We start from the raw sequence: 21,665 nt of genomic DNA, 5'->3' as shown, positions 1-21,665 counted from the left end.
GGGCCGGGGGTTTGAGGGTCACTCGTCGAGGAAGGAGCGCAGATGCTCGCTTCGCGTCGGGTGGCGCAATTTGCGCAACGCCTTGGCTTCGATCTGACGAATTCGCTCACGGGTGACATCGAACTGTTTACCAACTTCCTCAAGGGTGTGGTCGGTATTCATGTCGATGCCAAAGCGCATGCGCAGTACCTTGGCTTCACGAGCGGTGAGGCCGGAGAGTACTTCGCGAGTCGCTTCCTTGAGGCTCTCAACGGTGGCGACATCGATCGGAGACTGCATGGTGGAGTCTTCGATGAAGTCACCCAGATGGGAGTCTTCGTCATCACCGATCGGGGTTTCCATGGAGATCGGCTCTTTGGCGATCTTCAGTACCTTGCGGATCTTGTCCTCAGGCATTTCCATGCGTTCGCCCAGCTCTTCCGGAGTCGGTTCACGACCCATTTCCTGCAACATCTGCCGGGAAATACGGTTGAGCTTGTTGATCGTCTCGATCATGTGCACCGGAATACGGATGGTGCGGGCCTGGTCGGCGATCGAGCGAGTGATCGCCTGACGGATCCACCAGGTGGCATAAGTCGAGAACTTGTAGCCGCGACGGTATTCGAACTTATCCACCGCCTTCATCAGGCCGATGTTGCCTTCCTGGATCAGATCGAGGAATTGCAGGCCGCGGTTGGTGTACTTCTTGGCGATAGAGATCACCAGACGCAAGTTCGCTTCAACCATCTCTTTCTTCGCGCGGCGGGCCTTGGCCTCGCCGATCGACATGCGACGGTTGATGTCCTTGATCTCGGCGATGCTCAGGCCGGTTTCGGTTTCCAGTGCGCTCAGTTTCTGCTGGCAACGAATGATGTCCGGTTGCAGGCGACCAATGGCTTCAGCGTATTTGCTTTTGCCTTTGGCCAGTGCATCGGTCCAGCTCTCGTCGACTTCGTGGCCAGGGAACTGACGCAGGAAATCGGCACGCGGCATGCGGGCATCACGCACGCACAGTTGCATGATCGCGCGCTCTTGCTGACGCAGGCGATCCAGGGCGCTACGAACACGCTCCACCAAGCCTTCGAACTGCTTGGGCACCAGCTTGATTGGCATGAACAGCTCGGCCAGTGCCAACAGCTCGGCAATCGCCTGCTTGTTGTTGCGACCGTGCTTTTTCAGCGCCTTGCGGGTGATTTCCATCTGGTCGGCCACAGCACCGAAACGCTGTGCAGCGATGACCGGGTCCGGACCGCTTTCGGCTTCTTCCTCGTCGTCGCTGGCTTCGGCGTCGTCGTCATCGGTGTCGTCGTCGGCCTTGACGGCTTTCGCATCGATCGGCGGCGGCACTTCGGCGGCAGGCGGCGCAATGCCGTCGTCCGGGTCGATGTAACCGCTCAGGACGTCGGACAGGCGGCCACCTTCGGTGGTGACGCGGGTGTACTCGGAGAGAATATGGTCAACCGTGCCAGGGAAGTGCGCGATTGCGCCCATCACTTCACGGATGCCTTCTTCAATACGCTTGGCGATTTCGATTTCGCCTTCGCGTGTGAGGAGCTCTACCGTACCCATTTCACGCATGTACATGCGCACGGGGTCGGTGGTGCGACCAATGTCGGTCTCGACCGCTGCCAACGCTGCGGCCGCTTCTTCAGCGGCCGCCTCGTCGGTATCGGCGTCGGCCAGCATAAGGGCATCCTTATCTGGAGCAACCTCGAATACGTTGATCCCCATGTCGTTGATCATGCGGATGATGTCTTCCACCTGTTCCGGATCTGAAATATCCTCCGGCAGGTGGTCGTTGACCTCCGCGTAAGTCAGGTAGCCCTGCTCACGACCCAATAGGATCAACTCTTTGATACGAGACTGCTGTTGCGCTTTTCCGGACATAACACCCTATCCACTGAAGGTCTTGGCGGGCAAAAAACAAGCCGAGGATTATACCTGAGCTGTGACCTCACGCGCCAGTTGAGGTCGGGTTTGATGCGCAAACATTGCGGCTGAGTAAGTCGCGCAATTGGTTTTTCTCTTCGCTGGTCAACTCGCTCTGGCGAGCTTTTCGCAGAAGTTGTTCCAGATTTCGCTCGCGTTGGCGGGCGGACAAGCTAGTAATGGTGTCGAAAAACTGTTGTTCAAGGTTGTCTCCTTCAATCAGCCATTCCTTCTCGGCCAGGGCCTTCAACAGGCGTCCCTGCTCGGTGCCGTGCCAGCGCGCGATCAACTGGAAGGAGTTTAGCTTGGGGTTCTTCTGCACGGCTTCAAGGAGTGCGACCAGCAATTGCGTATTGCTGTGGTCCTCGGCGGCGAAGTGCCCGGCGTCCTCGACTTTTCCAGCCAGTTGCGGGTGATGCAGTAAAGTGCGCAGGGCGGCCAGTGTTGGTGGTTCGACGGCGGCCGGCACGCGCGGGGCACGTGGCTGGTCACGATCGCCGCGCTTGCCGTTCTTGTCCCAGGGTTTTTTGTCCCATTTCTTGCCGCCGCTGCCGGGTTTTTTCGGCGTCCATTCCTGCTGCGGCGCATAGTCCTGCTGGGGTTGATGATAGTCGGCGAAATCTGGCATCGCGTCGTAGTCGATGCCCGGGTCGTAAGCCGGCGGCGCCTCTTGGGGGGCGCTGTGGACCAATTGATTGACCGCTTCGCTGTTCAGGCCGGTGATTTCGCTCAGGCGCTGGCGCATCAATGTGCGCAGGTTGGCACCGGGTACCTTGTCGATCAGCGGTGCCGCGAGGGTGGCCATGTGGGCCTTGCCCTCGAGGGAGCGCGGATCGGCTTCTTCGGTCAACTGCTGGAAAAAATAGTCGGCCAACGGTTGCGCATGCTGGTTGATCCGCGCACGGAACGCATCGGTGCCCTCGGAACGCACCAGGGTGTCCGGGTCTTCGCCCTCGGGCAGGAACAGAAAACGTGCCCTGCGCCCATCCTGCAGGCACGGCAAGGTGGCTTCCAGTGCGCGCCAGGCGGCATTGCGGCCGGCCTGGTCGCCGTCAAAGCAAAACAATACGTTGGGCACCACGCGGAACAGGCGCTTCATGTGTTCTTCGCTGGTGGCCGTGCCCAGGGTCGCGACGGCGTTGCGCAGCCCTTGCTGGGCCAGGGCGATAACGTCCATGTAGCCTTCGACGACAATGATTTCGTCGAGGTTGCGGTTGTTTTTGCGCGCCTCGTACAGGCCGTAGAGTTCCTGGCCTTTATGAAATACCGGGGTCTCCGGGGAGTTCAGGTACTTGGGCTTGTCGTCGCCCAGTACCCGGCCACCAAAGGCAATGATTCGCCCGCGGGTGTCGCGGATCGGGAACATCACCCGGTCGCGGAAGCGGTCGTAGCGTTTGCCGGTTTCGGCATTCTCGACCAGCAGGCCAGCGTCGATCATGGCGCGTTGCTGCAGCGTGTCGCTGCTTAGATGCTTATAAAGATTGTCCCAGCCGGGCGGGGCGAAGCCGAGACCGAAGTCCCGGGCGATTTCGCCGGTCAGGCCACGGCCCTTGAGGTAGTCCACCGCCGCTTTGCGTGCCGGATGGCTTTTGAGGGCCTGGCGATAAAAGTCGGCCGCCGCGGTCAATAGCGGATAGAGCGGCGAGTCGGTTGGTTGACGCGGTTTGTGCTGTCGACCGCTTTCCTCTCGGGGAATTTCCATGCCGGCGGCTTTGGCCAGTTCTTCGACGGCCTGGGGAAAGTCCAGGTTGTCGTGGTCCATGATGAAGCCGAGGGCGTTGCCGCCAGCGCCACAGCCGAAACAGTAGTAGAACTGTTTGTCGGGGCTGACGCTGAAGGAGGGGGTTTTCTCTTTGTGAAACGGGCAGCAGGCGGTGTAGTTCTTGCCCGCTTTCTTCATTTGCAGGCGAGAGCTGACCACGTCGACGATGTCGGTGCGGTTCAGGAGGTCGTCAATAAAGCTCTGGGGAATCAGCCCGGCCATGGCGTTCTCATCATCACTGCGCGAAATATGGACCCGAAATCAGCAGGCGTAACCGACTCTAGGTCTTGAGGCACGGTAAAACGGTGGCTCGACCGGGTCGTCTGCATCATCGCTGTCGGGAAGTGTATCTGCCGATAATCCACTGACGTTAGTAACTATCAGTATTCGACCAGTATTCGACTGTTTGAATGTGTTGCGCTGAGTCCGGTAACGGCCGGTCAGGCCTCGGATAGCTCATAAAGCGGGCACGCAAGCAGGTGCCTTGGGCTGATCGTCGTTAGAGGAATCAGGGGTGTGCTCGTCAGTAGCCTTGGAAGGCTCGTCAGAAGAGACGTGCACCGCTGGCAAAAGAGCCAGGTCTGACGTGGTGAAGCAGGTTGTCTCGGTCGCGTCTGCGGCTTTGACGGTGAAGCATCAAGCGTTATTCCGCAAATGCCATAAGCCCGGCTTGAGGGCCGGGCTTGGCAGAAGCTTGCTACGGACGTCTGTGTATTAGTACAGACGTACGGCGCGGCGCTGTTCGCGCTGAACTTTCTTGGCGTGACGCTTAACAGCGGCTGCTGCTTTACGCTTACGCTCGGAAGTCGGCTTCTCGTAGAATTCGCGGCTACGAACTTCAGCCAGAACACCGGCTTTTTCGCAGGAGCGCTTGAAACGACGCAGAGCTACGTCGAAGGGTTCGTTCTCTTTTACTTTGACGGCTGGCATCCAGAGCTACCTTCATTCATTACCGGGGTCAACATCCTCGCGGCAAAAGAGCACTTGAAGACGTCGGTTTTTAAGGGTTGCGGATGTTAACCCCTCATCGCTCGGAATGCAAAGCCTCTGATCGAAAACCGCTGGTCGGGGCACAACGCGGCGACTATTATGCGCGCCTTCGAATTCAGCCTCTACAAGGCGCAAACCCATGCTAGTACTGGGATTAGAAACCTCCTGCGACGAAACCGGCGTTGCACTTTACGACAGTGAGCGCGGTCTTCTGGCCGATGCGCTGTTTAGCCAGATCGATCTGCATCGCGCCTACGGTGGCGTGGTGCCCGAGCTTGCCTCCCGCGATCACGTCAAGCGTATGCTGCCCTTGATCCGCCAGGTCCTGGCCGAGGCCGGCAGTGTGCCGACAGAGATCGATGCCATCGCCTACACTGCGGGTCCGGGGCTGGTGGGTGCGCTGCTGGTAGGCGCTTCCTGCGCCCAGGCGCTGGCCTTTGCCTGGGACATCCCGGCCCTTGGCGTGCATCACATGGAAGGCCACTTGCTGGCGCCCATGCTGGAGCCACAACCACCGCAATTTCCGTTCGTCGCTTTGTTGGTGTCTGGCGGCCATACGCAGTTGGTTCGGGTCGATGGAATCGGTCAATACGAGCTCCTGGGCGAAACCCTTGATGATGCCGCCGGTGAAGCTTTCGACAAAACCGCGAAAATGATGGGCCTCAATTATCCTGGCGGACCGGAAATCGCGCGGCTTGCAGCTCAAGGTGTTGAAGGACGTTTCGTGTTTCCGCGTCCGATGTGCGACCGGCCGGGTCTTGATTTCAGTTTCAGCGGCCTGAAAACCTTTGCCCTGAACACTTGGCAGCGATGTGTAAGCGCCGGGGACGACAGTGAGCAAGCCCGTTGCGACATCTCGCTGGCGTTCCAACAGGCCGTGGTGGAGACTTTGACCATCAAGTGCAAGCGCGCCCTGAAGCAGGCCGGTCTCAAGCGCCTGGTGATCGCGGGTGGCGTGAGTGCGAACAAGGCCTTGCGGGTATCGCTGGAGAAAGTGCTCGGCGACATGAAGGGCGACGTTTACTACGCCCGGCCGGAGTTCTGTACCGATAACGGCGCGATGATTGCTTTTGCCGGCTGTCAGCGCCTGCAGGCTGGCCAGCATGAAAGCCTGGCGATCAGCGTGCAGGCGCGCTGGCCCATGGAGCAGTTGTCGCCGCTGTGAAGCGTCTTTTAAAAATGCCGTTCGCGCCCGGCGAACAGGTCGCGTAGATTGCCCCGGTGGCGCCAGACGATCAGTGCAACCAGTGCTGACATCGGTAGCAACGCCGCCGGTTCCTGCCAGGCCAGTAGCGGTAGGGTCAGCGGTGTGGCAATCAGTGCGGCCAGCGAGCTGGTGCGGGTCAGGTAGAACGTCAGCAGCCAGGCACAGACAGCCAGCAGGGCGGCGGGCGGATACAGGCCCAGCAGCATGCCGGCAGCGGTGGCGACACCCTTGCCGCCGCGAAAGCGAAAGTACAGCGGAAACAGGTGGCCGATAACGGCGCACACGCCGATCCAGGCCTGTTGCTGCAACGAGAGCCCTGCAAGGCTGGCGATCAATACCGGGAAAAGACCTTTGCAGAGGTCGCCAAGCAGGGTCAGGACGGCGAGTTTGCGGCCGGCCAGGCGCAGCATGTTGGTGGCGCCGGCATTGCCTGAGCCACTCATTCGCGGATCCGGGCGACCGGTCAGGCGGCTGAGCAAAATGGCAAAGGACAGCGAGCCGAGCAGGTAGGCGAGAATCGCCAGTAACCAAAACATGCTAACTATTCCGGGCGAGGACGCCCTGATTCTAACGGCGCATTGCGCCCTTGTCGTGCTGCGGAGAAGAGTGCTTGGACAGAGTGTTTATCGAGGGCCTGGAAGTCGACACGGTAATTGGTGCCTACGACTGGGAACGAGGCATCCGACAGTGTCTGCGGCTTGATCTGAGTTTCGCTTGGGATAACCGCCCGGCCGCCGCAGGCGATGACCTGACCCTGGCGCTCGACTATGCCAGCGTATCGTCGCGTATCCAGGCCTTTGCCGAGCAGGCGCAGTTCCAATTGGTCGAGACCTTTGCCGAACGACTGGCCCAAGAGCTGATGGATGAATTCAAGATCACCTGGCTGCGTCTGAAAGTGACCAAGCCCGGTGCCGTGCCGGCGGCCAGCGGTGTTGGCGTGGAGATTGAGCGCGGATGTCGCTGACTCAGGTTTTTCTCGGGCTCGGCAGTAATATCGAGCGCGAGACCCATTTGCGTGCAGGTCTTGAAGCCCTTGCTGGTTTCCTCGTGGACATACGCTGTTCGGCCGTGTTCGAGAGCCAGCCGGTGGGGATCAAGAGCGGTCCATTCTTCAATTTTGTCGTATCGGCCTTCACGGATCTGCCGCTGATGGAGCTGGACCGTCGCCTCAAGTTCATCGAGGCGGACAACGGTCGTTATGCGCCGGACCGCAAAGGTTTGCCGTTGGATATCGACGTGTTGTTGTATGGCGAGCAGGTGGGCAACTTCGACGGACTGATTCTGCCTCGCGCCGAAATCCTCAAGAACGCCTTTGTGCTGTGGCCGCTGTCGTTGATCGCGCCGGATCGGATTCATCCTGGCGTAGGCAAAAGTTTTGCCGCTTTGTGGGATGAGTCGCAGATTGATCAGGTGCTGGCGCCGGTGGCTTTTGAGTGGCGAGGCCAGCAGCTTACGCCGTCGAATCTGTGAGGCGTCGGCCGCCATCGCGAGCTTGCTCGCTCCCGCATTGATTATCAGCGGACACATGCCTTGTGTTCGACTGAAGCCCTCTGTGGGAGCGAGCTTGCTCGCGATGGCGGTGGCACATCCAGCGAAGATGCAAGCCGCCCCATGACTTCCGTCAGTTTGCCGCGTCCTTGTACGCTTTCAATGCCCTGAGGCGCTCACGCTTGATCGCCTCGCCCAGTTCCGGCCCCTTGAAGCCTTTCTCCAGCAAGGGCTGCACCGCCACCCCCCGAGCCGCTGCTGCCGCACCGCGCAGATAATCAGCCTGTGGATAACTTCTCTCTTCAAGCCCCTTGCGTCCCCGTGCGTCCATCTCGCAGGCCGCGATGAACTCCTCGAAGCGCTGAGGTCGACGGTACACATCAAAGCTCTGCAGCAGCTCAAGCAAGGTAGAAGCCTTTAGCTCAAGCGCACGATGACCATGGGTGTGGTACTGGCCGACCAATAACGCCAACTCCTGGCAGTCACGCGGCACCTTGAAGCGCTCATTGACCGCCTTGATCGGTTTCAATCCCTTGTGCTCGTGAGCGATGTGGCGCGGCCATTCGTGTTCGGGTGTCAGGCCTTTCCCCACATCATGCAGCAGGCAAGCCCAGCGGACCGTCAGGGGCTGTTGGTGCAACGCTGCCTGTTCCAGCACGCTCAGGGTGTGCAAGCCCGTGTCGATTTCCGGGTGATGGGCTTCAGGCTGCGGTACGCCGAACAGCGCATCGACCTCGGGCATCAAGACCTTCAGGGCCGAGCAGTCGCGCAAGACCTGAATAAACACTTGCGGCTGGTTTTCCATGAGTGCGCGGGAGATTTCTTTCCAGCTGCGTTCGGCCGTCAATGCTTCCAATTCGCCGGAATCGCTGAGTTGGCCCATCAGTTCAAGGGTTTCGTCCGCGACTTTGAAACCCAGCGGAGCATAGCGCGCGGCAAAACGGGCAACTCGCAAGACTCGGAGTGGATCTTCGGCGAAAGCGGGAGAAACGTGGCGGAGTATGCGGGCTTCGAGGTCGCGCTGGCCATGATAGGGATCGGTCAGATTGCCGTGGTCGTCTTCGGCCATGGCGTTGATCGTCAAGTCCCTGCGGATCAGGTCTTCTTCGAGGGTCACTTCAGGGCTGGCATGAAACACGAAGCCGCCGTAGCCACGACCGCTTTTGCGTTCGGTACGAGCCAGGGCGTACTCCTCACCGGTCTTCGGGTCGAGGAACACCGGGAAATCAGCCCCCACGGGGCGAAACCCGTTGGCGAGCATTTCCTCGGCGGTGGCACCCACCACAACCCGATCTATATCGGTGACAGGGATGCCCAGCAGGCGATCGCGAACGGCACCGCCGACTTTATAAATCTGCATAAAAAACCTCCGTTGGTCCGACAGGATAACCTTTGCGCCGGACGTTCGGAGGTGAAAACGGGATCAAAGGTGAATGACGGCCAAGTCCAGGCGGCCATAGTCTCCTTCGGCTTGTTCGGTTCGGGGCGGCACATGATGAGTCTTCATCACTTGGTCACCCTGCAAGGTCTCCAGGTGGATGTCGAAGCCCCAGAGACGATGTAGGTGCTTGAGCACTTCATCGGTGGAGTCACCCAGCGGTTTTCGGTCGTGGGCCTGATGGCGCAGGGTCAGCGAGCGATCTCCCCGACGGTCGATGCTGTAGATCTGCACGTTGGGTTCGCGATTGCCCAGGTTGTATTGCGCAGCCAGGGTTTCGCGGATGACGCGATAACCGCTTTCGTCATGGATGGCAGGCACCAGCAGGTCATCTTTCTGGTCGTCATCGAGAATGCTGAACAGTTTCAGGTCGCGGATCACCTTGGGCGAGAGGTACTGCAGGATGAAGCTCTCGTCCTTGAAGCTGCTCATGGCGAATTTGATGGCCGATAACCAATCCGAACCGGCGATGTCCGGGAACCAGCGGCGATCCTCTTCGGTGGGGTGTTCACACATGCGCCGGATGTCGCGGTACATGGCAAAACCCAATGCGTAAGGGTTGATGCCGCTGTAGTACGGGCTGTCGAAGCCGGGCTGGAACACCACGCTGGTGTGGGAGGTGAGAAACTCCATCATGAAGCCGTCGGTCACCAGGCCCTCGTCGTACAGGTCGTTCATCAGCGTGTAATGCCAGAACGTGGCCCAGCCCTCGTTCATGACCTGGGTCTGGCGTTGCGGATAGAAATACTGGGCAATCTTGCGCACGATGCGCACGATTTCCCGTTGCCATGGCTCCAGCAGCGGCGCATGTTTCTCGATGAAGTAGAGGATGTTTTCCTGCGGTTCGGCAGGGAAGCGCGCGTTGTCTTTTTCGCTGTACTTGTCGGCGCCTTTTGGAATGGTGCGCCACAAATCGTTGATCTGCTTTTGCAGGTGCTCTTCACGGTCCTTTTGGCGCCGGCGTTCTTCTTCGGCAGAAATTGGATAAGGCCGTTTGTAACGGTCCACGCCGTAGTTCATCAGGGCGTGACAGGAATCCAGCAGATCCTCCACCGCGTCGATGCCGTGGCGTTCTTCGCATTGCATGATGTACTGCTTGGCGAACACCAGGTAATCGATGATCGAACTGGCATCGGTCCAGGTGCGGAACAGGTAGTTGCCTTTGAAGAAACTGTTGTGGCCGTAGCAGGCATGCGCCACCACCAGGGCCTGCATGCAGATGGTGTTTTCTTCCATCAGGTAGGCGATGCACGGGTCGGAGTTGATCACGATCTCGTAGGCCAGCCCCATCTGGCCGCGGCTGTAGGATTTTTCGGTGCTGAGGAAGTGCTTGCCGTAGGACCAGTGGTGATACCCCAGCGGCATGCCGACCGACGCGTAGGCGTCCATCATTTGCTCGGCGGTAATCACCTCGATCTGGTTCGGGTAGGTGTCGAGGGCATAACGGTCCGCGATACGGCTGATTTCGCGGTCGTAGGCCTGGATCAGCTCGAACGTCCATTCGGAGCCGGTGGAGATGGGCTGGCGCTTCTGCTCTTTTTTGGCGGTCATGTCACTAACCTGCGCTGGAAGAGTTCACGGAAGACCGGGTAGATATCCCCGGCCGAGACCAGTTGCTGTTGGGCAAATGTGTCGGAAAAAGCTTCGGCAATGCGTTCGTATTCGTACCACAACGCCTGATGTTCGCGTGGAGTAATTTCCACGTAGGTGTAGTACTGGACGAACGGCATGATCTGGTTGATCAGGATGTCACGGCAGATTGGCGAATCGTCGTTCCAGTTGTCACCGTCGGACGCCTGGGCCGCGTAGATGTTCCATTCGTTGGCTGGATAGCGTTCAGCCATGATTTCCTGCATCAGTTTCAGGGCGCTGGAAACGATAGTGCCGCCGGTTTCCCTGGAGTAGAAGAACTCTTCTTCGTCCACTTCCCTTGCGCTGGTGTGATGGCGGATGAACACCACATCAATCTTGTCGTAGTTCCGCTTGAGGAACAGGTACAGCAGGATGAAGAACCGCTTGGCGATGTCCTTGGTGGCCTGGGTCATGGAGCCGGACACGTCCATCAGGCAGAACATCACGGCCTTGGAACTGGGGTTGGGCTGTTTCACCAGCAGGTTGTACTTGAGGTCAAAGGTATCGAGGAACGGCACGCGATGAATGCGCGCGCTGAGTTTCTCGATTTCCGCTTCGAGGTCTTGAATGTCGCCGAAATTGTCGGGTTCTTCGCGCTTGAGGCGTGCCAGCTCTTCCTTGACCTCGCGCAGTTTGGCCCGACTGCTGCCCGATAGCGCAATACGCCGGGCGTGGGCCGAACGAAGCGTACGGATGATATTGATGCGCGAAGGATTGCCTTCATTGCTGATACCGGCGCGCACGGTCTTGAAGGTGTCGGTGCCGGTCAGGTTGCGCTTGACCAGGTTCGGCAGCTCCAGGTCCTCGAACATGAACTCGAGGAACTCCTCCTGGGTGATCTGGAAGACGAACTCGTCCATGCCTTCGCCGGAGTTGCCGGCCTTGCCGGGCCCCTTGCCACCACCGCCGCCTTGCGGGCGGGGAATGTGCTCGCCGCTGGTGAATTCCTTGTTGCCCGGATGCACCACGGTCTGTTTGCCGCCGCGGCCATGGTGAAGCACCGGCTCGTCGATGTCGCGGCCAGGAATACTGATCTGTTCGCCATGTTCCATGTCGGTAATGGAACGCCGGCTGACCGCCTCTTCGACGGCCTTCTTGATGTGATCACGGTAACGCCGCAGAAACCGCTGGCGGTTTACCGTGCTCTTGTTCTTGCCATTAAGGCGTCGGTCGATCACATAGCTCATAGGCCCCTCCGGGGAAGCTTCAAGTCGTCAGCTCCAAGCCACAAGGGATGCGCTGTCGAGCCTTGGCTCAACGGCTGTCCCCTGCAGCCTGTCGCTAGAAACCTGCCGCTGCTTATTGCGATTTGCGGACCCGCAGATACCACTCGGAGAGCAGCCGTACCTGTTTGTCGGTGTAGCCACGTTCGACCATGCGTGTGACGAAGTCGTTGTGTTTTTGCTGGTCCTCCTTGCTGGCCTTGGCGTTGAAGCTGATGACGGGCAGCAGGTCTTCGGTGTTGGAGAACATTTTCTTCTCGATCACCACCCGCAGCTTTTCATAGCTGAGCCAGGTTGGGTTCTTGCCGTTGTTGTTAGCCCGGGCGCGCAACACGAAATTGACGATTTCGTTACGGAAATCCTTCGGATTGCTGATCCCGGCCGGTTTCTCGATTTTTTCCAGCTCCTCGTTCAACGCCACGCGGTTGAGGATTTCGCCGGTTTCCGGGTCGCGGTATTCCTGGTCCTGGATCCAGAAGTCCGCGTACAGCACGTAGCGGTCGAAGATGTTCTGGCCGTACTCGCTGTAGGACTCCAGGTAGGCAGTCTGGATTTCCTTGCCGATGAATTCGATGTAGCGCGGGGCCAGGTATTCCTTGAGGAATCGCAGATAGCGCTCGCGGGTTTCCGCCTGGAACTGTTCCTGCTCGATCTGCTGCTCCAGCACATACAGCAGATGAACCGGGTTGGCGGCGATCTCGTGGGGGTCGAAGTTGAAGACCTTGGAAAGGATCTTGAACGCAAAACGTGTAGACAGGCCGTTCATTCCTTCGTCGACCCCCGCGTTGTCGCGGTATTCCTGGATCGATTTGGCCTTCGGATCGGTGTCCTTGAGGTTTTCGCCGTCATACACCCGCATCTTCGAATAGATGTTGGAGTTTTCCGGCTCCTTGAGGCGCGACAACACGGTGAACTGGGCGAGCATCTTCAGCGTGTCAGGCGCGCAGTGAGCCTTGGACAGCGAGCTGTTGAACAGCAGCTTGTCGTAGATCTTCACCTCGTCGGTAACGCGCAGGCAGTACGGCACCTTGACGATGTAGATCCGGTCGATGAAGGCTTCGTTGTTCTTGTTGTTGCGGAAGGTATGCCATTCCGACTCGTTGGAGTGCGCCAGCAGGATACCGGTGAACGGGATGGCCCCCAGGCCCTCGGTGCTGTTGTAGTTGCCTTCCTGGGTGGCGGTCAGCAAGGGGTGCAGGACTTTGATGGGCGCCTTGAACATCTCGACGAATTCCATCAAGCCTTGGTTGGCCCGGCACAGTGCGCCCGAATAGCTGTAGGCGTCGGCGTCGTTCTGCGGGAACTCTTCCAGCTTGCGGATATCGACCTTGCCCACCAGGGCCGAAATATCCTGGTTGTTTTCATCCCCCGGTTCGGTCTTGGCCACCGCGATCTGGTTAAGAATCGACGGGTAGAGCTTGACCACCCGGAACTGACTGATGTCACCGCCGAACTCGGCCAGGCGCTTGGTGGCCCATGGCGACATGATGGTACTGAGGTAGCGGCGTGGGATGCCGAAGTCTTCCTCGAGGATCGCCCCGTCCTCGGTGGCATTGAACAGCCCCAAGGGCGATTCGAATACCGGAGAGCCCTTGATTGCATAGAAGGGCACTTTTTCGATCAGTTGCTTGAGCTTTTCGGCCAGGGACGATTTACCGCCACCTACGGGGCCGAGCAGATAGAGGATTTGCTTCTTCTCTTCCAGGCCTTGGGCGGCGTGGCGGAAATAGGACACGATCTGGTCGATGCATTCCTCCATCCCGTGGAAGTCCTCAAAGGCCGGATAGCGGCGAATCACCTTGTTGGAGAAAATCCGCGAAAGCCTCGAGTTGGCTGAGGTATCCAGCAGTTCCGGTTCTCCGATTGCCAGCAACAGACGCTCTGCAGCCGATGCGTAGGCACTGCGGTCCTGCTTGCAGAGTTCGAGGTATTCCTGCAGCGAGTACTCCTCCTGCCGCGTGGACTCGAAACGTTGCTGGAAGTGGCTAAAAATACTCATGACGTCACCTCGCTCGATACGTGGAGCCGGTGGCGGATCAATCAGTCGATGCTGGACAGCCGCTGGGAACCCAACTGCCGTTTACCCCCCAGAATGCTTTCAAGAATGCAGGCTCCTGAAAGCTTACTCCCGATGACCCGTGCGCCGGTGTACCGGCTCTCCCCTGTTTTGGATGGCCTGAGGCTAAGGATAGTTCGGAATCGGAGAGGTAAAGGTGGAATGCGTAATTAGTTGTGGCAGACCGTTCGTCTGCCAGCGCCCAAGCCCACGGTTCACGCGGGCTTGGGCGACATAAAAAATTATTCCTGATTGCCTTGGGCTATTTCTGCAGGATAAAGCGTGCGCCACAACTCAAAACCGCCGTCCATGCTGTAGACGTCGCTGAAGCCTTGGCTGATCAGATAGCCGGCGGCGCTCTGGCTGGAGTTGCCGTGATAGCAGACCACGACGGTAGGCGCATCGAGATCGGCGGCACGGATGAAGTCGGCGATGGAAAGATTATCCAGGTGTGTCGAGCCCGGGATATGGTTAGCCGCATAGGTCTGGGGATCGCGTACATCGACGACGACGGCGCCTTGTTCACGCAGAGCCTGGGCCTGTTCCGGGGGGATACGCTTGAATTCGCTCATATAAAGCTCCTGTAGCCTGCAGCGCGGCGCCAACTAAACGGTGGTGCTCGCCGGCAGTGGTGCGGTGGTCGGGTGATGGGGAGTTGCATGGCCCTGCTCGTCGCAATCGCAACGCAGTTGCTCACCGGTGTCGACGTTCATCAGCGTCATTGCGCTGCCCCATACGCAGCCGGTATCGAGGGCGATCACTCCGGGCTCGTCGGATTGGCCTTCCAGCGCCGCCCAGTGACCGAAAATGACTTTCAGGTTACGGGTCTTGCGCTCTTTGTGCTTGAACCAAGGGGCGTAGCCGGGCAGGGCAGTCTCGATACCTTCCTTGCTCTTGAGATCAAGCTTGCCCTCGCGGGTGCAGAAGCGCATCCGGGTGAAATAATTGGTGATGACGCGAAGACGGGCCACGCCGGTGAGGTCGTTGCTCCACTTGACCGGTTCGTTGCCGTACATGCCATCCAGATACGGGGTGAACAGGTTGTCGTCGCGCAACGCCTGTTCGACCTCGCCGGCGCATTTGAGTGCCTTGCGCAGGGACCATTGGGGCGGGATGCCTGCATGAACCAGCGCCACGTGGCGCTGTTCGTCGTAGTGCATGAGTTTTTGCTGGCGCAACCATTCCAGCAGTTCAACGCAATCGGGGGCGTCGAGGATTTCGCTCAAGGTGTCGGATTTCTTCAGGCGCTCGATGTTCTGCCAGACGGCCAGCAAGTGCAGGTCGTGGTTGCCGAGCACGCAGACCAGCGATTGGCGGATGCTATAGAGGAAGCGCAAGGTCTCAAGGGATTGCGGGCCACGGTTGACCAGGTCACCCACCAGCCACAGCGTGTCTTTCTGCGGGTCAAAGGCGACGCGCTCCAGCAGGCATTTGAGCGGGTCGAGGCAACCTTGCAGGTCGCCGACCGCATACGTGGCCATCAGTGCAAGGCTCCGGGCACCGCCAGGCGAAAGGGCTTGATGATGGCGTCGAAGCGTTTGCCGTCCTCGGACAGCATCTGGTAGGTGCCCTGCATGGTGCCGACCTTGGTCGTCATCACCGTCCCGCTGCTATAGCTGTGGCTTTTGCCGGCCTCGATCAACGGTTGCTGACCCACCACACCTTCACCGCGCACTTCTTCGACATGCCCATCGCCGTCGGTGATGACCCAGTGCCGCGACAGCAGCCTGGCTGGCAAAGAGCCGTTATTGCGCACGGTAATGCTGTAGGCGAAGGCGAAACGGTTGTGCTCGGGTTGCGACTGTTCTGCCAGAAAACGGGTGGTGACGCTGACGTCGACCTGGTAGCGAGGATCGGGCATGCAAAAAGGCCTTAAAAACGAAGCGGGACGCGGGCGTGGCTGATGAGATCAGTCTAGGCCAAGTATCGGGTAGTAGACCAGAGTGGCGTCCCGCCCGATAGCGTTCATCGCCTGTCAGTTGGCATCGGCTTTTGGTACGACCTGTTCGCTGAGCTTGTCGGCCAGGCGCACGAAAGCCGCCAGGTCCAACTGCTCGGGGCGCAGGCTGCCATCGACGCCGGCGGCTTCGATTTCGGCACTGCTGAGCAGTAGTTTCAGGGTGTTGCGCAGGGTTTTGCGGCGTTGGTTGAACGCTTCACGTACCACCCGCTCCAGCAACCGATGATCCTTGGCCGGGTGCGGCAGGACCGCGTGGGGCACCAGGCGGACAATGGCCGAATCGACTTTCGGCGGCGGGTTGAATGCCCCCGGGCCTACGTTGAACAGGTGTTCGACCCGGCAGTGATACTGAACCATGATCGACAGGCGGCCCCAATCACCGCCGCCAGGGCCGGCAGCGAGGCGTTCGACCACCTCTTTTTGCAGCATGAAATGCATGTCGCGGATCAGGCCCGCGTTGCTCAGCAGGTGGAAGATCAGCGGCGTGGAAATGTTGTAGGGCAGGTTTCCGACCACCCGCAGGCTATTCGGCGCGGCGTTCAGGCTATTGAAGTCAAACTTCAGCGCGTCGCCCTGGTGCAGGTTGAAGTTGCTCTTGCCGGCGAACTGTTGGTTGAGGATCGGGACCAGATCCTTGTCCAGTTCCACCACGTCCAGTTGTGCGCCGCTGTCCAGCAGGCCCTCGGTCAGGGCGCCCTGGCCCGGGCCGATTTCCAGCAGGCGATCGTCGGGCTTGGCATTGATGGAGCGCAGGATGCGATCGATTACGCCAGCGTCATGCAGGAAGTTCTGGCCGAAACGCTTGCGCGCGCGGTGTTGGTATTGCTCGGTCATAAATGGGTCTCGGCCATCTGGTAGGCGGTTTCCAGTGCGACTCGCAGGCTGCCGGTATCGATCTTGCCGCTGCCAGCGAGGTCCAGGGCGGTGCCATGGTCCACCGACGTGCGGATGATCGGCAGGCCCAACGTCACGTTGACGGCCGCGCCGAAGCCTTTGTACTTCAGCACGGGCAGGCCCTGGTCGTGGTACATCGCCAGCACCGCGTCGCAGTGCTCCAGATATTTGGGGGTAAACAGAGTGTCGGCAGGCAGCGGGCCACGCAGGTCCATGCCCTCGCTGCGCAAGCGCTCCAATGTGGGTTCTATGATGTCGATTTCTTCGCGGCCCAGATGTCCGCCTTCACCGGCATGGGGATTGAGCCCACACACCAGGATGCGTGGCCGGGCGATACCGAATTTTTCCTGCAGATCGGCGTGCAGGATCCGCGTGACCCGCTCCAGGCGTTCCGGGGTGATGGCGTCGGCGATGTCCCGCAGGGGCAGGTGAGTGGTCACCAGGGCCACGCGCAGGCCATGGGTGGCGAGCATCATCACCACTTGTGCGGTGTGGGTCAGATCCGCCAGGAATTCAGTGTGCCCGGAGAAGGCAATCCCGGATTCGTTGATCACGCCCTTGTGCACCGGAGCGGTGATCATGCCCGCGAAAGTCCCGTCCAGGCAGCCTTCGCCTGCGCGGGTCAGGGTTTCGAGGACGAACGCGGCGTTGGCTTTGTCCAGTTGACCGGTGACCACCGGGGCGCCCAATGGCGTATCCCAGACATACAGGCTGTTGGCGGGCGCCGGCGCATCCGGCCAGGCGTTCGGCGATACCGGCAGCAGGTTGACGACCACCCCCAGTTGCGCGGCCCGCTCAAGGAGCAGGTCGCGGCTGGTGATGGCAATCAGAGGATGTGGCTGGGGTTGCGAGGCGAGCAGCAGGCACAGGTCAGGACCGATGCCAGCGGGCTCGCCGGGTGTCAGCGCGAAACGCTTGGGTTTCACTGCGCTGCCTGGTCTGCACCAGGGAGTTTGATTTCGACATAGGCTTCGTCGCGAATCTGACGCAGCCAGGTTTGCAGCTCTTCGTCGTATTTGCGGTTGCGCAGTACCGTCATTGCCTGCTGTTCACGAGCCTGGGTGGTGCTGTCGGTGGCGCGGCGGCCAAGGACTTCCAATACGTGCCAGCCATAAGGGCTTTTGAACGGCTTGGACAGCTGGCCTTGCGGTGTATCGGCCATCACTTGGCGGAACTCGGGGACCAGCGCGTTCGGGTCAATCCAGTTCAGGTCGCCACCGTTGAGCGCCGAGCCCGGATCTTCCGAGAAGCTCTTGGCCAGTTCGGCGAAGTCTTCGCCTGCTTCGATGCGCTCGTAGAGCTTCTCCGCCAGGCGCTTGGTCTCGGCTTCGCTGCGGATTTCGCTGGGCTTGATCAGGATGTGGCGAACATGCACTTCGTCACGCACCTGGCTTCCACCGCCGCGCTTTTCCAGCACTTTCAGGATGATGAAACCACCGGGCGTACGCGCTGGCTGGGTGATGTCACCTACCGCCATGGCACTCAGTTCGCGGTCGAACGGAGGCGGCAGTTGAGCCGGTTTACGCCAGCCCATATCGCCGCCTTCCAGGGCGTTGTCGCTGCCTGACTTGGCAATGGCCATCTGGCCGAAATCAGCACCTTGCTTGAGCTGCTGGTAGACATCCATCGCCTGGCGATAAGCGCTCTGGATCGCTTCGGAGTTGGCGCTTTCCGGGGTCGGGATCAGGATGTTCGCCAAGTGCAGTTCTTCGGAAAGCTGCATCTTGCCCAGGTCGGAGGCGAGGAAGTTCTTCACTTCTTGCTCGGACACCTGGATACGTTCGGCGACACGGCGCTGGCGCACGCGGCTGATGACCATCTCGCGGCGGATCTGATCGCGGGCGTCATCGTAGGAGAGACCGTCGCGAGCCAGGGCGGCGCGGAACTGGTCGATGCTCATGTTGTTGCGCTGGGCAATGGTGCCGACGGCCTGGTTCAGCTCTTCATCGGTGATGCGAATGCCGGAACGCTCGCCAATCTGCAGTTGCAGGTTTTCGACGATCAGGCGCTCGAGCACTTGCTGGTCCAGCACGCCCGGAGGCGGCAGGCCACCGCCGCGCTTGGCGATGGTTTGCTGCACTTCATGGACGCGCTGGTCCAGCTGGCTCTGCATGACCACGTCATTGTCGACGATGGCCACCACTTTATCGATGGACTGTACTGCGGCGTTGGCCGCGGTACCCAGGAACAGCGCGCCCAGCATCAGCGGGCGCAGACAATCAGAAAGCTTGGTCTTCACGTTCACGATAACCTTGGATGCCTTTGTCGAGGAAGCTCTCTACCTTGGCGCCAGTGAGGCCGCCGAGTCCCTTCAGAACAATTTGGAGGAAGATGCCGTGGTCGCCTTTCTCGTTTTCCGGGGCGGCTTGACTGAATTCTTCATAGTCGACCCAGTAGCGGTTGATCAGGCGCAGTTTCCAGCAGCAGTTGTCGTATTCGAAACCACCGAAGGCTTCCAGGGTGCGGTTGCGGTTGTAGTCATACTGCCAGCGGCTGATCACGTTCCACTGCGGCACGACTGGCCAGATGACCGAGAAGTCGTGCTGTTGGATCTTGTAGTAGTCCTTCACGTAGCCAGGAGTACCCGGGGTGCCGTAGTCGCCGCCGCCCACGGACCATTGGCCAGTGGTCTGGTCGTAGCGGACCTGGTCGTTGCGATAACGGTAGCCGGCATTGATGACTTTGTTCGGATTGTCTTCAGGCTGGTAATGGAACATCGCGCTGCCCGAGCGAGGGCTGCGGGTATCCGGGTCCCAGTTGTAGGTGGCTGTGGTACGCCAATCGCGGTTCCAGCGGAATTCGTATTCCAATGCGTATGGGGATACGTCCGACTTGGCGTCTTCACGAGTTTTGAAGTCGATACCTGGCAGTTGGACTTCGCGATCCTTGAAGTAAAAGGCCTGGCCGACACTGACGCGTTGGCGCTCGAAACCGTTCTCCTGGATCCAGCGGCTGGTTACGCCCAAGGACAGTTTGTTCTCATCGCCGACACGGTCGGAGCCAGAGAAACGGTTGTCGCGGAACAGCGAGGCGTAGCTGAAGGTGGACTCGCCGGTGTCGAAAACCGGGATATCGCTCTGGTCTTTCTCAGGTACATAGAGGTAGAACAGGCGTGGTTCCAGGGTTTGACGGTAGTTGGTGCCGAACCACTGGGTGTCCCGGTCAAAGTAGAGGCCGCTGTCGATGCTGGCGATTGGAACGCCGCGGCTCTGGCTGCCACTGTAAGTGCCCCGCAGGCGATCAGCCTCGGCGTTTTGGTTCGAGATGTCGAGCTTGCCTTGACTATCCAGATCCAGATCATATTGAGTGTATTGATATTTGAGCGATGGCTTGATGTAACCATAGCTCGCTTCCATAGGCAGGCTCATGACCGGCGCCAAGTTCAAGCGATTGCCGTTCGCCCGTGCCAGGCCACTGACGTTTTCGTCCAGCCACGCCTCGTCAGAGTTACCGTTTTCGTCGGTGTAATTACCCGTTCGCAAATCTCGATCAAAGCGCACCAGCTCCGTCTTGTAAGCGAAATCCAGACCATAGGGGTGCTGTGGAAGGGCGCCATTGAAGGTGATCTGAGGCAGGCGGTTATACGGCGTGATCTTTGAAATCGTCGCCATCTGATAAGCCTGGGCATTCACGCGGGCAATGTAGGTGTCGCCCCGATAGCTGACGGCTCCTTGCTGGTTCACATAGTCCTTGGACTCGACACCGATCTGGTCGGTCTGCAAATCCTGGAAATAGTACGGGTCGCTGATCTTGGTGTAGTCGACTTCCGTCAGCACGCGCGAATCCAGTCCGCCCTTGTGCTGCCAGTTGTACATGTAGCGGGTCTTGCTGTAGTCGGACTGCTTGGCGCGCTCGTCTTCTTCATCGTTGAGGTACGCAGCGCCGAACTGACCTTCGCTGGACTTGGTCAGGTAGCGGAACTCGCCTTCCATCAGCATGCCGCGCTTGCTCATGTAGCGCGGATACAACGTGGCATCGTAGTTGGGCGCCAGGTTGAAGTAGTACGGGGTGACCAGCAGGAAGCCGGTGTCGCTGCCGCTGCCGATGGTCGGCGGCAGGAAGCCGGACTGGCGACGGTCGTCGATCGGGAAATAGATGTACGGCGTGTACAGGACCGGGAAGTCCTTGACCCGCAGTGTCACGTTGGTGGCGGTGCCGAAGCCGGTGGCCGGGTTCAGGGTGATGTTGTTGCCCTTGAGCGTCCAGGCGTTGCTGTTCGGTTCGCACGTGGTGTACGTACCGTCCTTGAGACGGATGATCGCGTTCTCGGCGCGCTTGGCGTACAGCGCGTTACCGCGGATGCGCGATTTGTGCATCACGTATTCGGCGTTGTCGACCTTGGCTTCGCCGGTGTCCAGTTGTACATCGGCGTGGTCGCCGACGATCAGTGCACCGTTGTCGCGAACCCGCACGTTGCCGTTGAGCTCGCCGCGGTTCTCGGCCTGGTACAGGCTGGCCTCGTCGGCCTCGACCTGCATGCTGCCCTGACGCATGACCACGTCGCCAGCGAGGGTCGCCACCTGTTCTTCCTGCTCGTAGCGTGAAGCCTTGGCGCCGAGGAAAGTAGGGGCGTCACTTTTGGCCGTCTTGTCATTCATGCCAGGACGCGTCGGCTCGATATAGGCACCCGAGCAGTAAGGGCCGGTCTCAGCCAATTGTGCCGGCGTGAGGTTCTCGCGCGGAACCCAGTCCAGGTGACTGTAGTCTGCACTTCGCGACTTCAGGCCACGGCCCTTGGCTTCGGTGACCAGCATCGGCTTGTCGCCGGCTTGTTCGCCCGAGCTGCTGTCGGCCGCAGCGTCGCCGCTGTCGGCAACCGCGCTGCCTTCATGCACCGGGCGCGGCGGCAACGCAGCGGCAGGTGTCTTGGGCGCACAGTCCCAGGCACCCGAAGCGGACACAGAGCAGTCATACTGCTGCGCCGCGACGACGAATGAAGAAGCCAGGGGTTGCAGGGCCAGCAGACTGCCGGTAACCAGCAACGGAAATTTTTTACGAAACGCGGGGGATTTCAATGCCATCTTATTAGTCCGGGCTTCCTGCGTGCCATCTGCCCGCGGTGTGGGCCGCACGCCTCTCGATGGTCTGAAAAAGATGCTGGATAATA

The 21,665-nt window shown here is 59.7% G+C and carries 18 protein-coding genes; 3 read left to right on the top strand and 15 right to left on the bottom strand.

The features are described from left to right. Nucleotides 1-18: 18 nt before the first annotated feature. The 3 genes from rpoD to rpsU all read right to left on the bottom strand — a co-directional run bounded on the left by rpoD (nt 19) and on the right by rpsU (nt 4,600). A complete protein-coding gene (gene rpoD, locus EPZ47_RS27175; RefSeq protein WP_135847475.1) occupies nt 19-1,866 on the bottom strand; it encodes an RNA polymerase sigma factor RpoD in 1,848 nt (615 codons plus the stop codon). Between the two features lie 67 nt (nt 1,867-1,933). Further along, a complete protein-coding gene (gene dnaG / locus EPZ47_RS27170) occupies nt 1,934-3,892 on the bottom strand; it encodes a DNA primase (protein WP_135847474.1) in 1,959 nt (652 codons plus the stop codon). 492 nt (nt 3,893-4,384) lie between these two features. Continuing rightward, nucleotides 4,385-4,600: a 30S ribosomal protein S21 gene (gene rpsU / locus EPZ47_RS27165; protein WP_002551877.1), complete on the bottom strand. Its 216-nt coding sequence runs from the start codon at nt 4,598-4,600 to the stop codon at nt 4,385-4,387. 199 nt (nt 4,601-4,799) lie between these two features. Between rpsU and tsaD the strand changes: the two genes are divergently transcribed. After that, a complete protein-coding gene (gene tsaD, locus EPZ47_RS27160) occupies nt 4,800-5,825 on the top strand; it encodes a tRNA (adenosine(37)-N6)-threonylcarbamoyltransferase complex transferase subunit TsaD (protein ID WP_135847473.1) in 1,026 nt (341 codons plus the stop codon). A gap of 8 nt (nt 5,826-5,833) precedes the next feature. Here the strand turns inward: tsaD and plsY are convergent, their stop codons facing one another. Beyond that, entirely contained in the window at nt 5,834-6,403 is a 570-nt protein-coding gene (gene plsY / locus EPZ47_RS27155) for a glycerol-3-phosphate 1-O-acyltransferase PlsY (protein WP_135847472.1), read from the bottom strand. A 74-nt stretch (nt 6,404-6,477) separates the two neighbouring features. Between plsY and folB the strand changes: the two genes are divergently transcribed. Then, complete coding sequence (folB, locus tag EPZ47_RS27150; protein WP_039590767.1) at nt 6,478-6,831, top strand: dihydroneopterin aldolase; 354 nt, start codon at nt 6,478-6,480, stop codon at nt 6,829-6,831. Continuing rightward, on the top strand, nt 6,822-7,337 hold the full coding sequence (gene folK, locus EPZ47_RS27145; protein ID WP_135847471.1) for a 2-amino-4-hydroxy-6-hydroxymethyldihydropteridine diphosphokinase: 516 nt from the start codon (nt 6,822-6,824) through the stop codon (nt 7,335-7,337). The genes folB and folK overlap by 10 nt, the downstream gene beginning before the upstream one ends. A 151-nt stretch (nt 7,338-7,488) precedes the next feature. Here folK and EPZ47_RS27140 read toward each other — a convergent pair whose 3' ends face one another. From EPZ47_RS27140 to EPZ47_RS27090, 11 genes are all read right to left on the bottom strand, one after another. Next, nucleotides 7,489-8,715 (bottom strand): multifunctional CCA addition/repair protein, encoded by a 1,227-nt coding sequence (locus tag EPZ47_RS27140; protein WP_135847470.1) that lies wholly within the window; start codon nt 8,713-8,715, stop codon nt 7,489-7,491. A 63-nt stretch (nt 8,716-8,778) separates the two neighbouring features. After that, nucleotides 8,779-10,344 carry a SpoVR family protein gene (locus EPZ47_RS27135; protein WP_135847469.1) on the bottom strand — a complete coding sequence of 522 codons (1,566 nt, stop codon included), beginning with the start codon at nt 10,342-10,344 and terminating at the stop codon, nt 8,779-8,781. Then, on the bottom strand, nt 10,341-11,612 hold the full coding sequence (locus EPZ47_RS27130) for a YeaH/YhbH family protein (protein WP_025215799.1): 1,272 nt from the start codon (nt 11,610-11,612) through the stop codon (nt 10,341-10,343). The genes EPZ47_RS27135 and EPZ47_RS27130 overlap by 4 nt, the downstream gene beginning before the upstream one ends. A 112-nt stretch (nt 11,613-11,724) precedes the next feature. Further along, nucleotides 11,725-13,647: a PrkA family serine protein kinase gene (locus EPZ47_RS27125; RefSeq protein WP_135847468.1), complete on the bottom strand. Its 1,923-nt coding sequence runs from the start codon at nt 13,645-13,647 to the stop codon at nt 11,725-11,727. Between the two features lie 299 nt (nt 13,648-13,946). Beyond that, on the bottom strand, nt 13,947-14,276 hold the full coding sequence (gene glpE / locus EPZ47_RS27120; RefSeq protein ID WP_135847467.1) for a thiosulfate sulfurtransferase GlpE: 330 nt from the start codon (nt 14,274-14,276) through the stop codon (nt 13,947-13,949). A 33-nt stretch (nt 14,277-14,309) separates the two neighbouring features. Beyond that, the gene (locus tag EPZ47_RS27115) at nt 14,310-15,185 is read right to left on the bottom strand and encodes a symmetrical bis(5'-nucleosyl)-tetraphosphatase (RefSeq protein ID WP_135847466.1); all 876 of its coding nucleotides are present in this window, start codon (nt 15,183-15,185) and stop codon (nt 14,310-14,312) included. Further along, on the bottom strand, nt 15,185-15,565 hold the full coding sequence (gene apaG, locus EPZ47_RS27110) for a Co2+/Mg2+ efflux protein ApaG (RefSeq protein ID WP_135847465.1): 381 nt from the start codon (nt 15,563-15,565) through the stop codon (nt 15,185-15,187). The genes EPZ47_RS27115 and apaG overlap by 1 nt, the downstream gene beginning before the upstream one ends. A gap of 114 nt (nt 15,566-15,679) precedes the next feature. Beyond that, complete coding sequence (gene rsmA, locus EPZ47_RS27105) at nt 15,680-16,498, bottom strand: 16S rRNA (adenine(1518)-N(6)/adenine(1519)-N(6))-dimethyltransferase RsmA (RefSeq protein ID WP_135847464.1); 819 nt, start codon at nt 16,496-16,498, stop codon at nt 15,680-15,682. Beyond that, the gene (gene pdxA / locus EPZ47_RS27100) at nt 16,495-17,484 is read right to left on the bottom strand and encodes a 4-hydroxythreonine-4-phosphate dehydrogenase PdxA (RefSeq protein WP_135847463.1); all 990 of its coding nucleotides are present in this window, start codon (nt 17,482-17,484) and stop codon (nt 16,495-16,497) included. The genes rsmA and pdxA overlap by 4 nt, the downstream gene beginning before the upstream one ends. Then, complete coding sequence (gene surA, locus EPZ47_RS27095) at nt 17,481-18,797, bottom strand: peptidylprolyl isomerase SurA (RefSeq protein WP_135847462.1); 1,317 nt, start codon at nt 18,795-18,797, stop codon at nt 17,481-17,483. Before surA ends, pdxA begins: the two co-directional genes overlap by 4 nt. After that, nucleotides 18,778-21,579 carry an LPS-assembly protein LptD gene (locus EPZ47_RS27090; protein ID WP_135847461.1) on the bottom strand — a complete coding sequence of 934 codons (2,802 nt, stop codon included), beginning with the start codon at nt 21,577-21,579 and terminating at the stop codon, nt 18,778-18,780. Before EPZ47_RS27090 ends, surA begins: the two co-directional genes overlap by 20 nt. Nucleotides 21,580-21,665 lie beyond the last annotated feature (86 nt).

Source organism: Pseudomonas viciae, assembly GCF_004786035.1.
Classification (GTDB): Bacteria; Pseudomonadota; Gammaproteobacteria; order Pseudomonadales; family Pseudomonadaceae; genus Aquipseudomonas; species Aquipseudomonas viciae.
Note: the sequence above shows the minus strand (reverse complement) of the source record. Positions and strands in the feature narration are given on the sequence as shown.